Raw genomic sequence first — 13,604 nt, 5'->3', positions numbered from 1 at the left:
TTATTTCTTCACGGCCGTCGCGGAAATTCTTCAATCTGGAAATGAAATCTGGCCGAGCGGTCGCTTGCAAAGCAACGCTGCCGGCACTCAAACCATTCATTTCTCGGTCGGCTCCGTCGGCACCATGCTTGGCGTGGGTGTCGAGATCGGGGTGACGTGCAGGTGCGGCGCCGTTGTGTTTGCGGGGCAGCTATCGCCAACCTTGGTCCAGGATGTGTTGTTCAGCACCATATCGCAGCGCGCCAAATGACTCTGGTCGGCAACCGTCAGGCAGGCCACCTGGCCAACGGGATAGGATTTTCCATTGGCAAGACATTCCTGCGCGGCGAAGGCCGGCACGACCGCGGCCGTGGCGAATGCCAAGCCGATAGGACAAAGAGCAAATCGAATGGTCATGGGAACCCCGGCCGCCATGATGATCTCCCATCATGCGTCGGAATGTGGCGATATGAGGTCCGGGACGATTCGGCGGCAGGAGGGCCTGCGTCAGGCGGGCTGCAGCGCGAGGTCGATCGCCACCGGGACGTGATCGGACGGTTTTTCCCAGGCGCGCACATGCTTTTCGATCGACGCCGACGAGAACCGGTTCGCGGCTTCCGGCGACAACAGTAGATGGTCGATGCGGATGCCGTTGTTCTTCTGCCAGGCGCCGGCCTGATAGTCCCAGAAGGTGTAGGTATCCGGGGCATCGGTGACCGCGCGCACCGCTTCGGTGAAGCCGAGGTTCAGCAGCCGCCGGAAGGCCTGCCGCGTCTGCGGCTGGAACAGCGCATCGCCCAGCCAGTTCTCCGGAAACCGCGCGTCGATCGGCTCGGGAATGACGTTGTAGTCGCCGGCCAGCACCAGCGCCTCTTCCAGCCTCAGGCGCTCCTGCGCCCACCGCTCCAGCCGTGCCATCCACGACAGCTTGAAGGGGAACTTCTTCTCGTCATCGATCGGGTTGCCGTTCGGCAGATAGAGCGAGGCGACGCGAAGCGCCCCCTTGTCGGTCGAGAACACGCCTTCAATGAAGCGTGCCTGTTCGTCGGCATCGTCGCCCGGCAGGCCTTTGATAACCTCGTCGAAGCGCAATTTCGACAGCAGCGCGACACCATTGAAGCCTTTCTGGCCATGGGTTTCGACATTGTAGCCAAGCGCCTCGATCTCGGCGCGCGGGAACTGGTCGTCGACCGTCTTGATCTCCTGCAGGCAGACGATGTCGGGCGCGCTTTCGGTCAGCCAATGGGTAAGGTTGCCGATGCGCGCACGCACGCCGTTGATGTTCCAGGTGACGATTTTCATGACGGTCTCATTGTTCCTGCGGCGGAAGGCGTTCGACGAGTCCGACCGTATTGCCTGCGGGGTCCTTTATAAAGGCCATCCATTCGCTTTCCCCCGACGGACCGAACTGGCCTTCGGTGTCGCGATGGACCAATGTTGGCGGCGCGGTGAAGGGAATGCCGGCTGCCTTTGCCTCGGCGTGGAAGGCTTCGAGGCCAGCGATGTCGAGATAGATGGTGCCGGCCGGGATGCCGTCGGTGAACAACAGCCTGACATCGCCGGCCATGATGAAGGCGATGCCGGGCGGATCGAACCGCGCATGCACCTTCATGCCGAGAACATCACGCCAAAAGGCCAGCGTCGCGTCGAGGTCGCGACCGGCGGAGAGCGCAACCTGACGAACCGCCCCAGTTGCGGGCATCTCGGTCCTAGATGGAGAAGCTGGTGCCGCAGCCGCAGGAGGCGACCGCATTCGGGTTTCTGATCTGGAACGACTGGCCCATCAAATCGTCGACAAAGTCGATGACCGAGCCGCCCATATAGACCAGGGACAGATCGTCGATCAGCACCGTTGCGCCATCCTTCTCGATGGCGACGTCGTCGTCGTTGCGAGCATCGACCAGATCGAATTTGTAGGAAAAGCCCGAGCAGCCGCCGCCTTCGACAGAGACGCGCAGCGCTGTCTTGCCGGCTTCGGCCGAAACAATCCTGGCGATCCGCTTGGCGGCGGCCTCGGTCATCTCGACTTTCATGGCGGTCTTGGCATCCGCGCCCATTGGCGTCACCTTGCATTCGGTTTCACATGATAGGTATGAAGCGCGACGGGGCAAGTCAACTGCGGCGGCATCAGCCATGACAAATGAGCTTGGCGACATCGGATTCGGCTATCGGCCGCGCGCGGCCTATGCGACGGATCCCGCGCGCTCGCGCGGCAGGCTTTTCGACGAAGCCGAGAGCCCGACCCGAACGCCGTTCCAGCGCGACCGCGACCGGATCATCCATTCGACGGCCTTCCGCCGGCTCAAACACAAGACGCAAGTCTTCATCGCCCATGAAGGCGACCATTACCGCACGCGGCTGACCCATTCGATCGAAGTGGCGCAGATCGCGCGTGCGCTGGCGCGGGCGCTGCGCGGCGACGAGGATCTCGCCGAGGCGGTGGCGCTGGTGCATGATTTCGGCCACACGCCCTTTGGCCACACAGGCGAGGACGCGCTGAACGAAAAGATGGCGGCGTGGGGCGGCTTCGACCACAACGCACAATCCCTGCGCATCGTCACGAGGCTGGAGGCGCGCTACGCCGAATTCGATGGGCTCAATCTGAGCTGGGAAACGCTGGAAGGCCTTGTCAAGCATAATGGTCCGCTCACCGACAGCAGCGGCAAGGGCCTGAAAGGGCCGGTACCGCAGGCGATCCGCGATTACTCGCAATTGCAGGATCTCGAACTCGACCGGTTCGCCGGCATCGAGGCGCAGTGCGCGGCGATTGCCGACGATATCGCGTACAACACGCATGACATCGACGATGGGCTGCGGTCAGGGCTGCTGACGCTGGACATGCTGAAGGCCGTTTCGCTGCCCGGAACGATCCTGAAGAGCGTGCGCGAGCGCTATCCCAGGCTTGATGACGTGCGCACCGGCCACGAATTGATGCGGCGGCAGATCACGGCCATGGTCGAGGATGTGATCAAGTCGACGACCGCCAATCTGGAGCGGATCGCGCCGGCGAGCGCCGACGCGGTGAGAGCGGCGGGCGAGACGATGGTGACCTTTTCGGCCGAGATGGCGGAAGCCGAAAAGGAACTGAAGGCTTTCCTTTACAAGCACCTCTACCGGCACGAGGAGGTCATGCGGGTGCGCGCGGACGCCGAGCAGATCGTCAGGGACCTGTTCGATATCTATTTCGCCGACCCACGCGCCATGCCGGACGGCTGGCGTGAAGGGCTCGACCGCGCCGAGGATCGCATCAAGGCGCGCAGCGTCGCCGATTTCCTGGCCGGCATGACCGACACCTACGCCCTCAAGGAACACAGGCGTTTGTTTGACCGCACCCCGGATTTGAGCTAGGGCGGGCTCGATTTGCCGGCCAAAGGGCCGGATTCGTCATAAAGCCACCAGAGCATACACCATGAACATCTTCGCCGATTTCACAGCGCGAGTCGTAAAGGCTGTCGAAACGCTTGACCTGAAAGACAAGGACGGCGTTTCGCCTGATCTGTCGCGCATCGCCGTCGAGCCGCCGCGCGACGCCAGTCATGGCGATCTCGCGACCAATGCGGCAATGGTGCTGGCCAAGCCAGCCGGTCAGAACCCGCGTGCGCTGGCCGAGAAACTGGCGGAAGCGCTGCGGGCCGACAGCGATATCGCCGCCGCTGACGTCGCCGGTCCCGGCTTCGTCAATCTGCGGCTCAAGGACGGTTTCTGGCAGGCGCATCTGTCGGCGCTTCTGGGCGAGGGGCGCAACTACGGCCGCTCGACGATCGGCGCCGGCCACAAAACCAATGTCGAATATGTCTCGGCCAACCCGACCGGGCCGATGCATGTCGGCCATTGCCGGGGTGCCGTCGTCGGTGACGCGCTCGCCAATCTGATGGCGTTCGCCGGTTACGACGTGACCAAGGAATATGTCATCAACGACGCCGGCTCCCAGATCGACGTGCTTGGGCGCTCGGCGATGCTGCGCTACCGCGAAGCGCTTGGAGAAGATATCGGCGAGATTCCGGCGGGGCTTTATCCCGGCGACTATCTTGTCTCCGTCGGCGAGGCTCTGGTCAGGGAGTTCGGCCGTTCGTTGCTGCAGATGCCGGATGACGAGGCGCTGGCCATCGTCAAGGACCGGACCATCGATGCGATGATGGCGATGATCCGCGAGGATCTTGCGCTGCTCAACGTGCATCACGACGTGTTCTTTTCCGAACGCACGCTGCATGCCGACAATGCCAGGAAGATCCGCTCGGCGATCAACGACCTGACGCTGAAGGGCCATATCTACAAGGGCAAGCTGCCGCCGCCCAAGGGCGAGAAGCCGGACGACTGGGAGGACCGCGAACAGACGCTGTTCCGCTCGACGGCCGTCGGCGACGATATGGACAGGGCGCTGGTCAAGTCCGATGGCTCGTTCACCTATTTCGCCGCCGATGTGGCATATCTGAAGGACAAGGTCGATCGCGGCTTCGTCGACCTGATCTATGTTCTCGGCGCCGACCATGGCGGCTACGTCAAGCGCCTGGAAGCCTTGGCGCGCGCGATTGCCGGCGACGACGTCAAGCTCACCGTCCTCTTGTGCAATCTGGTCAAGCTGTTTCGCGATGGCGAGCCGGTGCGCATGTCGAAGCGGTCCGGCGACTTCGTGACGCTGCGCGAGGTGGTGGAAGAAGTCGGACGCGATCCGATCCGCTTCATGATGCTCTATCGCAAGAACGATGCACCGCTCGATTTCGACTTCGCCAAGGTGACCGAGCAGTCCAAGGACAATCCGGTGTTCTACGTGCAGTACGCCTCGGCGCGCTGCCATTCGGTGTTCCGGCAGGCGAGCGAACAGTTGGGGGAGGCGAATTTCGATCGCAACAGCCTGGCGGCCGCGGCAACGTTACTGACCGACGAAGGCGAAATCGGCCTGATCCGGAAGCTCGCCGAATATCCGCGCCTGATCGAATCCGCTGCTCTTGCGCTCGAGCCACATCGGCTGGCATTTTATCTCTATGATCTGGCTTCCAGCTTCCATGGACACTGGAACCGTGGCACGGATAATCCGGACTTACGTTTTGTTAAGGTTAACGACCGACAATTGACGCATGCCAGACTAGGGCTGGTGCAGGCTGTTTCGGATGTTCTGACGTCCGGCCTGACGTTGATCGGGGCCGCCGCGCCCACCGAAATGCGTTAGGTTTGACTAAAAAACCTGTCACCTTTTGCCCACATTGCGCTGGTAAGGGCCAACCCTGCGCGACGTCCAAGGCGTCCGAATGAGTGCGAGTTCGGGAACAATAATGGCAGACAGAACCCAGCTGAGAGCAGCCGACAACAACGACATCGCCAACGATGATCCGTTCGCGGAACTGACCAGGATCATGGGATTCGACCCGCGCCAGCCGGTCAAGCCGCAGGCGCCGGCAGAGCCGAAAGCCGCTGTCACCGACGAGACTGCGGGAGAGGGCGATTTCGACATCGACCTCGAGAAGGAACTGATGGGCGAGTTCGACGCCGCCGAAAGCGTTGCTGCTCCAGTTGTCGAGGCTCATGAGCCGGCATTCGAGCCGATGGCCGTCGATGTGGCGGACGACGATCTTGCGCTGTCGCTCGATGACGATTTCCGCCTGGACATGTCGGATGCCGATGACCAGGCGGTCGTCGCCAGCCATGCGGAACCTGGCGCCTCGGAAGCTGTGCCGTCCGTCGAGCCTGCCTTCGACGCCGATTTCGACAATGCCGTCGCCAGTTCTCTCGAAGACGTTTCGCCCTTCGACGACGATCTGCCGATGGAGGACGAGCTTGCCGCCTCCCTCGACCAGGATTTCCATATCGAGGACGAGGCCGCCGAGACCCGGTCTGCCGTTGAATCGCCGGTTGCCGGAGCGCCGGTTGCCGAAGTGCCGGTGGCCGTCGAGCCGGCCTCCGATGATGAATTCGACGATGCGGTCGCGATCTCGCTCGAAGACGAGCTGATGCTCGACGACCATCCGGCGGATCAGCGCCAAGAGGCTGCTGTCGAATATCCGGACCCTGTACTGGCCGCAGCGAATGAAACCCAGGCGATCTCCGACGAGGATTTCGTGGGCCACTTCGACGATGCCATGGCCGATGTCGACGTGGATTTTGACGTTCAGGCGGATGAGCCAGGGGCTTTTGACGAGACGCAAGCGCACGAGTTGCTTGCCGATGCCGTCGACACGAAGGACCAGAATCCAGACGCCGTTTCGGATGACGCTTCCGACCTGAATTTGGAGGAGGCGTTTGCCCAGCCTGCCGAAGAGCCCGTCGCTGAAATCGCCACGGCTCCGGCGCAGCCGGCAGCGCCCGTGGCAACCATTGCGCCGCCGGTGCAAGCACCCATCGAGGACGAACGAAGCCTCGAAGATGAGTTGAACGCGCTTCTTGGCGCCATGACCGCGCGCGCGGTGCCGCCGGCCAAGGAGTTGGCCATGGCTCAGCCAGTCGTCACTCAGCGAACCGCGACGCCCGTTCAGCCGCCTCTAGCCGCGACCGCGAAGGCCGCGGAGGAACCCGCCGATCTTGTTGGTGACCTCGACTGGGACCTCGATGAACCAGGATCCGAGGATGTGCATCACTCCGGCTCTGCCCAGGCCGCCGACGCCAACCTCGACGACCAACTGCTCGATGAACTTCAGGATCAGGATTTCGGCTCGGATGAACAGGGCGATGTCGATATCGACAACGATGCCCTCGACGCCGCCCTGGCCAAAAGCATCGATCCGCGTGACGAAACAGTGTCCCGGCGGGATCAGGCCGATTCACTCGATTGGCTGGCGGATCGCTCCGCACAGTCGGAGCCGGCCCGTTCTTGGAGCCGCGTGACACCGATTCCTCAACAGCCGGCATTTGCCGCGCAGCCTGCCGCCTCTATGGGGGGCAGGACGGCAGCACCCGAAGTGGCCACAGTGCCCTCCTACCATTCGGCCGAGCCGGTTGCAGCTGCTCCCTATTTGGCTCCGGTCTCGGCACCGCAGTCCTCGCCTTATGAAGAGATGCCCGATGTCGAGACGGTCGATGTGCCGGAGCGCGTCGTGGCGCTGGCCGACGATCTCGACATTCCAGAGTTGCATTTCGAGGAAGATGAGCCGGCAGCATCCGGTTATGACGATCTCGACGCCGAATTCGCCAGCCTTCTGACTGAAATGAATTCCGTGGAGGTCGCGCCTGCTGCCGCCAGCGCTGCCGCTTATGCCGACGAATCCTACAATGCCGGGTTCAACCAGGGATATGGCGCCGCCAATCCAGGATATGACGCTGCCAATCCGGGATATGATAGGATCAATCCGGGATATGGCGGGGCCAATGAAGAGCCCAGGCAGGCCTATCAACCGGAAGCGCGGACTTATGCGGCACGGCCGGCGGAAATGCCTGCTCGGGCTTCGGCCTATGCCGATGCTGCCGAAGGCTTCGACCTCGACAAACTGCCTGGTAGCCAGCCGGTCTCGCAGGCGGACGATTTTACCGTCGATGAACTCGACTACGATCCCGAACTGGACGAAGCGATGTCGGTTCCGGGCTTCGGCGAGCGGGAAGCCGCACGGCCGTCGGGCCGGCGCGGCCTGTTCATTGCCGCGATTGTCGGCGCCGTGGCGGTCGCTGGCGGTCTTGGCGCCTTCGCGCTGTCTTTGGGCGGCAAGGGCGGCAGCGAAGCTCCGGTGATCGTCAAGGCCGACAATTCGCCGATCAAGGTCAAACCGGAAAATCCGGGCGGCACCGTGGTGCCGAACCAGGACAACAAGGTCTATGACGCGGTGGTCAAGGGCGCGAAGCCCGCCGAGCCGGTCCAGCAGAAGCTTGTCACCAACGTCGAGGAACCGGTGGACGTGCAGGCGAAGGACCCGGCCCGCGCCGTCGATCTTTCTCCCGATCAGAACGCTGCAGCCGGCATGGATGGCGGTGGCGAGGTTTCGACCGCTGGCGCGGCCCCGGCCGACAATGCGGCGCCCGCGCCGAAGTCGGAGGATCGCATCGCGCAGGTCCTGCAGGAGGCCGACAAGGGCACCAACAACGATGTCGTTGCCGTTGCGCCGCGCAAGGTCAGGACCATGGTGGTCAAGTCCGACGGCTCACTGGTGGCGCGCGAGGACCCGGCACCGGCGGCACCGCAAGTGGCCGCGGCGGAGCCGACCGATCCGGCGCCGCAGCATGTGGCGCCTGCCGGCCAGGCTAACGCCAACCAGGCTGGCGCCGACCAGACTGGCACCGACCAGACTGGCACCGTGGCGTCCGCCGCCGCGCAGGCCGACGATGAGCCGGCTCTGAAGCCCGCCGCCAAACCTGCCAAGGCTGAAGCCAAGGCGCAGTCGGCCAACACGCCAGCCAAGGTTGCGATCGCGCCACAGCGGCCGTCCGACCAGCCAGTCGATGTGGTCGGCGAGGTCAAGCCCGATCAGGTCGCTTCCATCGATCCGGCCTCGACCGCGACCGGCAGCGGTTCGTGGTCGATACAGATCGCTTCGCAGCCGACGGTGGACAGCGCCCAGTCGACCTACCAGGATCTGCAGCGCCGCTATGGCAGCGTGCTTTCCGGCCGTACGGCCAACATCGTCAAGGCCGAGATTGCCGGCAAGGGCACGTTCTACCGCGTCCGCGTTCCGGCCCAGTCGCGCAACGATGCCATCAATTTGTGCACCAGCTACAAGGCTGCGGGCGGCAACTGCTTCGTATCGCGTTAGACCTCGATCCAATCCTTCAAAGCCGGCGCGGCCCAAGGCCGCGCCGGCTTTTTCATGTGGCGATATTCATATGCCTGACTTTTTCATGTGGAAGCGTGTCTTGTAGCCCGCCGCATGCGGTCAGGGACGATTCCCTTTGATCGCGCGAAGCCCTAGACTCCTGAAATGACCGAATCAAAAGCCATGATCCTCGGCTGTGCCGGGAAATCGCTCACCCGCGAAGAAGTCAATTTCTATCGCAACGAATGCCCGTGGGCCTTCATCCTGTTTGCCCGCAATATCAGCGAGGCCGAGCAGATCCGCGATCTGGTCGCCGAGATGCGCGATTGTATCGGGCGCCCGGACGCGCTGGTGTTCGTCGACCAGGAGGGCGGCAGGGTACAGCGCCTTCGGCCGCCGCTGGCGCCGAACTATCCGGCTGGCGGCGCGCTTGGGGCGCTGTGGCGCGATGACCACGACGCCGGTGTCCGCGCCGCCTGGCTGATGGCGCGGCTGCATGCCTTCGACCTGCTGCGCTATGGCATATCGGCGGATTGCCTGCCGGTGCTCGACGTGCCGATCGAAGGGGCCAGCGATGTCATCGGCGCGCGCGCCTATGGCAAGGATCCGCGTCCGGTCATCGAACTCGGCCGCGCCGCCGCCGAGGGCCTGATGTCGGGTGGCGTGCTGCCCGTGATGAAGCATATTCCGGGGCATGGCCGCGCCTTTGCCGACACGCATTTCGAACTGCCCGTCGTCGACGCCTCGTTCGGCGATCTGCAGCGGCACGACTTTGCTCCGTTCCGTGAGCTCAACCATCTGCCGATGGCAATGACCGCGCATGTCGTCTACAGCGCGATCGATCCCAAGAACCCGGCGACGACTTCCGGCAAGGTCATCGACGAGATCATCCGCCGCGAGATCGGCTTCGATGGACTGCTGATGAGCGACGACACCTCGATGAAGGCACTTTCTGGGGATTTCCCGACAAAGGCGGCCTCGATCCTTGCGGCGGGCTGCGATCTGGTCCTTCACTGCAATGGTGTTTTCGAGGAGATGGCGGGCATCGCATCGCGCACCACGGGGCTTGAGGGCAAGTCGCTGGAGCGCGCCAAGCGGGCGATGACCTATATAAGCAAACGCGACGCGGCCGAAGAAACCGAAATCCGTGCCGAATTCGCCACCTATTTCGATGCGGTGGCCTAGCAAGAGGAAGTGACAGGCAGTGGCGGAAGCATTGGAAAGCAAGGCCGCGAAGGCTGCACCGATGGACCGTCTGTGGGCCGAGAACGATGAGTCACGGCTGACGGGCGACCCGTCGCTGGTCGTCGATGTGGCCGGCTTCGAAGGCCCGCTCGATCTTCTCTTGCATCTTGCCCGCACCCAGAAGGTCGATCTGGCGCGCATTTCCATCCTGGCGCTGGTCGAGCAATATTTGACCTTTGTCGAGACGGCGCGGGCGCTGCGGCTCGAACTTGCCGCCGACTATCTGGTGATGGCGGCGTGGCTGGCCTTCCTCAAATCGAAGCTCCTGATCCCCAAGCAGCCGGGCGAAGAGGGCGAAAGCGGCGAGGAACTGGCGGCGGTGCTGCAATTCCGGCTGAAGCGGCTCGAAGCCATGCGCGATGCGTCGGCGCGCCTTGTCAACCGCAACCGGCTCGGCCGCGACGTGTTCGCGCGCGGCATGCCGGAAATGGTCATCATCGAGAAGCGCAACACCTATTCGGCTTCGCTTTACGATCTCTTGACCGCCTATGCCCAGCAGCGGCAGAAGCAGGCGATCACAAATGTGACGATTGCCAGGCGCGGCGTCTGGTCACTCAAGGACGCTCGCGACATCCTGACCCGGCTGATCGGCTCGCTGCGCGACTGGACGACGCTCGACAGCTTTCTCATTCAATATCTGACCAGCCCGCAAGAGCGGCGCACCGCGATCGCCAGTTCGTTCGCGGCCACACTGGAACTGGTGCGCGAGCGCAGGGTGGATATGCGGCAGGACGAGGTGTTCGCGCCGATCTATCTGCGCGACCACCGCGCTCAGACGATCAAGGCAGTCGAGGTGGCATCATGAGCGAACGCGCCAACGCTTCGGTTATTCCTTTCAAGATGGACGATGAGCCGGAAGAGGGTGAGATCGACCAGATTTCGGTACAGAATCCGGCCGAGCGGCTGCATATGGCGGAAGCCGTGCGCATGGCCGAGGCGATCGTGTTCGCCAGCGCCGAGCCCGTCAGCGAAAAGCAGCTCGCCGCACGGCTTCCCGATGGCATCAACGTTGCCCTCGCCATGACAGAGCTGCGGCAGATCTACGCCCGGCGCGGTGTCAATCTGGTGCGAGTGGGCGACGCTTGGGCGTTCCGTACCGCCGGCGACCTGGCCTTCCTGATGAGCCGCGATACGGTGCAGCAGCGCAAGCTGTCGCGGGCGGCGCTCGAGGTGCTGGCGATCATTGCCTATCACCAGCCGGTGACTCGCGCCGAGATCGAGGACATCAGAGGCGTCGAGACTTCGAAGGGGACGCTGGATACGCTGCTCGAGACGGAATGGGTGCGCATGCGAGGCCGCCGCAAAACGCCCGGCCGTCCCGTCACCTATGGCACCACCGAAACCTTCCTCGATCATTTCGCGCTCGAGGAGATCCGCGATCTTCCGGGTATGGAGGAACTGAAGGGCGCCGGTCTGCTTTCAGGCCGCATGCCGTCGAACTTCTCCATCCCGCAGCCGCCGGCCGATCCCGACGTGCTGACCGAGGACGAGGATCCGTTGACCGACATCGATCTCGAGGAGCTCGGTCTGCTGACGCCGCGCGTCACGGAAGATTGACCACGAGCGCCTATCAAAAGCCGTCTTGCGGCTTTACATGCGCCGTTTGGTAGCGGGCGGCATCGCCGAAAATGCGTGACATCCGACACCCTTTCATAAACTCTGTCGCGGTTGTGTTTGAATCCCAACGCGAAAACGCATAGATCATCGCCAGGGAAACCATTCGAGAGAGATTTGCTATGGGTTCATTTTCGATTTGGCACTGGATGATCGTACTGGTCATCGTGCTTCTGGTGTTCGGCCGCGGCAAGATCCCGGAGCTGATGGGCGACATGGCCAAGGGCATCAAGAGCTTTAAGAAGGGCATGGCCGACGACGACGTCGCCGACGACAAGCGCACCGTCGAACACCGTGCCGATGAGACCGTTTCGGCCGCGAAGGAAAAGGCCAGCAAGAGCTGAGCCAAAGAGTTCTAGTCGGAACAGATTGTCATGTTTGAAGTCGGCTGGACCGAAATGCTGGTGATCGCGATCGTCATGATCGTGGTCGTCGGGCCAAAGGATTTGCCCAACATGCTGCGCACCTTCGGCCGCACGACGGCGAAGCTACGCGCCATGGCGGGCGATTTCCAGAAGCAGTTCAACGAGGCATTGAAGGAAGCCGAGCTCGACGACGTCAAAAAGTCAGTCGACGAACTCAGGGGCCTGAGCCCGGTCGCCGAGATCAAGAAGCAGCTCAATCCGTTCGAGCAGGCCGCGGCCGATGTACGCGCCGGCGTCGACGCCGCGATGAAGCCGAAACCAGCCGCCGATCCGTCGGCGCCCGTCGCTTCGACGCCACAGGTGGCCGAGCCGTTGAAGAACGGTGCAACGACCATGCCTGGCGTCAACGGCCCTGAAGCCACGACACCAGCCCCGATTTTCCCGGCGATGACCGATGAATCGGTGGTGACGGCATCCACGGAATCCGCCGTTGCGCCGAAGGCATCCGCAGCCAAGAAAGCTGCCAAGACGGCACCGGCTGCAAAAGCCCCGTCGAAGGCCTCGATGTCCACAAAGGCAGTTACGACAAAAGCCGCACCTGCACTGACGGCAAAAGCCGCACCCAAGGCATCGACAAAGGCCATGACAGCGGCAGCGTCTGCCACCGCGGCTGTGACGAAGCCGGCTGCCGTCAAGTCGACTGCCGCCAAGGCTGGGGCGAAAGCCGAACCGAAGCCTGCTCCGGCGAAGAAGCCGGCAGCCAAAAAGACGGCTGGAGCCGCCAAGTGAGCGTTTCGGACAAGGAAAAGGACGAGATCGAAAAATCGTCGGCGCCGCTGATGGAGCACCTGATCGAGCTGCGCAAGCGGCTGATCTGGTCGCTCGGTGGCTTCTTCGTAGCCTTCCTGGTTTGCTTCTTCTTCGCCAAAAGGCTGTTCAACCTTTTGGTCGTCCCGTTCAAATGGGCGACGAAATGGGCGGGGCTCGACCCGCACAAGGTCGAGCTGATCTACACCGCGCCGCAAGAGTTCTTCTTCACGCAGGTCAAGCTCGCCATGTTCGGCGGCATGGTCATCGCCTTTCCGCTGATCGCCACGCAGATCTACAAATTCATCGCGCCTGGCCTCTACAAGAACGAGCGCAATGCCTTCCTGCCGTTCCTGATCGCGTCGCCCGTCCTGTTCCTGATGGGCGCTTCGCTGGTCTATTTCTTCTTCACGCCGATGGTGATGTGGTTCTTCCTCGCCATGCAGCAGACCGGCACGGACGACCAGGTACAGATTTCGCTGCTGCCGAAAGTGTCGGAATATCTCAGCCTGATCATGACGCTGATCTTCTCCTTCGGCCTGGTGTTCCAGCTGCCGGTGGTGACCAGCCTGATGACGCGCGTCGGCATGCTGTCGTCCAAGGCGCTGGCCGAGAAACGCAAATGGGCGATCGTCATCGCCTTCATCGTTGCAGCGGTGCTGACACCTCCGGATCCGATGAGCCAGATCGGCCTGGCCCTTCCGACCATCCTTCTCTACGAGGTCTCCATCTGGGCCGCGCGGTGGATCGAGCGGGATCAGGAAAAACAGCGGCTTGCACGCGAGAAGCAGGAAGCGGGCGAGACCGTGGCGGATAAGGCGCCGGACGAGCCTCCCGCGCCTGCTGCCTCGTAAGGCATCAGCGGCGGCGGAAAACGACAACCGCCGCCCCGCCTCATCTTGCATCGATCAAGGATGCGGTTTAC

13 protein-coding genes are annotated in these 13,604 nt (G+C 62.9%); 9 read left to right on the top strand and 4 right to left on the bottom strand.

What is annotated here, in order from left to right; translation table 11 throughout:
- Positions 1-96: 96 nt before the first annotated feature.
- The 4 genes from LB543_RS27890 to erpA all read right to left on the bottom strand — a co-directional run bounded on the left by LB543_RS27890 (position 97) and on the right by erpA (position 2,036).
- The gene (locus LB543_RS27890; protein WP_224616448.1) at positions 97-414 is read right to left on the bottom strand and encodes a hypothetical protein; all 318 of its coding nucleotides are present in this window, start codon (positions 412-414) and stop codon (positions 97-99) included.
- A 72-nt stretch (positions 415-486) separates the two neighbouring features.
- On the bottom strand, positions 487-1,281 hold the full coding sequence (gene xth / locus LB543_RS27885; RefSeq protein WP_140761417.1) for an exodeoxyribonuclease III: 795 nt from the start codon (positions 1,279-1,281) through the stop codon (positions 487-489).
- A 7-nt stretch (positions 1,282-1,288) separates the two neighbouring features.
- Positions 1,289-1,681 carry a VOC family protein gene (locus LB543_RS27880; RefSeq protein ID WP_140761415.1) on the bottom strand — a complete coding sequence of 131 codons (393 nt, stop codon included), beginning with the start codon at positions 1,679-1,681 and terminating at the stop codon, positions 1,289-1,291.
- Positions 1,682-1,688: 7 nt separating this feature from the next.
- Positions 1,689-2,036 (bottom strand): iron-sulfur cluster insertion protein ErpA, encoded by a 348-nt coding sequence (erpA, locus tag LB543_RS27875; RefSeq protein WP_140701617.1) that lies wholly within the window; start codon positions 2,034-2,036, stop codon positions 1,689-1,691.
- A gap of 76 nt (positions 2,037-2,112) precedes the next feature.
- Between erpA and LB543_RS27870 the strand changes: the two genes are divergently transcribed.
- The 9 genes from LB543_RS27870 (at position 2,113) to tatC (ending at position 13,533) form a co-directional block, all read left to right on the top strand.
- On the top strand, positions 2,113-3,327 hold the full coding sequence (locus LB543_RS27870; RefSeq protein WP_224616447.1) for a deoxyguanosinetriphosphate triphosphohydrolase: 1,215 nt from the start codon (positions 2,113-2,115) through the stop codon (positions 3,325-3,327).
- Between the two features lie 61 nt (positions 3,328-3,388).
- Positions 3,389-5,146, top strand: a complete 1,758-nt coding sequence (gene argS / locus LB543_RS27865; protein WP_224616446.1) for an arginine--tRNA ligase — start codon at positions 3,389-3,391, stop codon at positions 5,144-5,146.
- Positions 5,147-5,249: 103 nt separating this feature from the next.
- A complete protein-coding gene (locus tag LB543_RS27860) occupies positions 5,250-8,648 on the top strand; it encodes an SPOR domain-containing protein (protein ID WP_224616445.1) in 3,399 nt (1,132 codons plus the stop codon).
- 165 nt (positions 8,649-8,813) lie between these two features.
- The gene (nagZ, locus tag LB543_RS27855; RefSeq protein WP_224616444.1) at positions 8,814-9,833 is read left to right on the top strand and encodes a beta-N-acetylhexosaminidase; all 1,020 of its coding nucleotides are present in this window, start codon (positions 8,814-8,816) and stop codon (positions 9,831-9,833) included.
- Between the two features lie 61 nt (positions 9,834-9,894).
- On the top strand, positions 9,895-10,698 hold the full coding sequence (locus LB543_RS27850) for a segregation and condensation protein A (protein WP_140808899.1): 804 nt from the start codon (positions 9,895-9,897) through the stop codon (positions 10,696-10,698).
- The gene (gene scpB / locus LB543_RS27845; RefSeq protein WP_140808798.1) at positions 10,695-11,450 is read left to right on the top strand and encodes an SMC-Scp complex subunit ScpB; all 756 of its coding nucleotides are present in this window, start codon (positions 10,695-10,697) and stop codon (positions 11,448-11,450) included. The genes LB543_RS27850 and scpB overlap by 4 nt, the downstream gene beginning before the upstream one ends.
- A 179-nt stretch (positions 11,451-11,629) precedes the next feature.
- Positions 11,630-11,851: a twin-arginine translocase TatA/TatE family subunit gene (locus tag LB543_RS27840; protein ID WP_015317533.1), complete on the top strand. Its 222-nt coding sequence runs from the start codon at positions 11,630-11,632 to the stop codon at positions 11,849-11,851.
- Between the two features lie 30 nt (positions 11,852-11,881).
- Entirely contained in the window at positions 11,882-12,661 is a 780-nt protein-coding gene (gene tatB / locus LB543_RS27835; RefSeq protein WP_224616443.1) for a Sec-independent protein translocase protein TatB, read from the top strand.
- Positions 12,658-13,533, top strand: a complete 876-nt coding sequence (tatC, locus tag LB543_RS27830; protein WP_140761396.1) for a twin-arginine translocase subunit TatC — start codon at positions 12,658-12,660, stop codon at positions 13,531-13,533. The genes tatB and tatC overlap by 4 nt, the downstream gene beginning before the upstream one ends.
- The last annotated feature ends 71 nt before the right edge of the window (positions 13,534-13,604 follow it).

The organism is Mesorhizobium sp. ESP7-2 (assembly GCF_020164715.1).
Lineage (GTDB): Bacteria > Pseudomonadota > Alphaproteobacteria > Rhizobiales > Rhizobiaceae > Mesorhizobium.
The sequence above is the reverse complement of the archived record's forward strand: the minus strand, read 5'-3'. Positions and strand labels throughout refer to the sequence as shown.

Bases quoted from the DNA above. Each gene is read 5' to 3' on its own strand.
- LB543_RS27890 (WP_224616448.1), bottom strand. From the start codon at position 414: ATGGCGGCCGGGGTTCCCATGACCATTCGATTTGCTCTTTGTCCTATC.
- xth (WP_140761417.1), bottom strand. From the start codon at position 1,281: ATGAAAATCGTCACCTGGAACATCAACGGCGTGCGTGCGCGCATCGGC.
- LB543_RS27880 (WP_140761415.1), bottom strand. From the start codon at position 1,681: ATGCCCGCAACTGGGGCGGTTCGTCAGGTTGCGCTCTCCGCCGGTCGC.
- erpA (WP_140701617.1), bottom strand. From the start codon at position 2,036: ATGGGCGCGGATGCCAAGACCGCCATGAAAGTCGAGATGACCGAGGCC.
- LB543_RS27870 (WP_224616447.1), top strand. From the start codon at position 2,113: ATGACAAATGAGCTTGGCGACATCGGATTCGGCTATCGGCCGCGCGCG.
- argS (WP_224616446.1), top strand. From the start codon at position 3,389: ATGAACATCTTCGCCGATTTCACAGCGCGAGTCGTAAAGGCTGTCGAA.
- LB543_RS27860 (WP_224616445.1), top strand. From the start codon at position 5,250: ATGGCAGACAGAACCCAGCTGAGAGCAGCCGACAACAACGACATCGCC.
- nagZ (WP_224616444.1), top strand. From the start codon at position 8,814: ATGACCGAATCAAAAGCCATGATCCTCGGCTGTGCCGGGAAATCGCTC.
- LB543_RS27850 (WP_140808899.1), top strand. From the start codon at position 9,895: ATGGACCGTCTGTGGGCCGAGAACGATGAGTCACGGCTGACGGGCGAC.
- scpB (WP_140808798.1), top strand. From the start codon at position 10,695: ATGAGCGAACGCGCCAACGCTTCGGTTATTCCTTTCAAGATGGACGAT.
- LB543_RS27840 (WP_015317533.1), top strand. From the start codon at position 11,630: ATGGGTTCATTTTCGATTTGGCACTGGATGATCGTACTGGTCATCGTG.
- tatB (WP_224616443.1), top strand. From the start codon at position 11,882: ATGTTTGAAGTCGGCTGGACCGAAATGCTGGTGATCGCGATCGTCATG.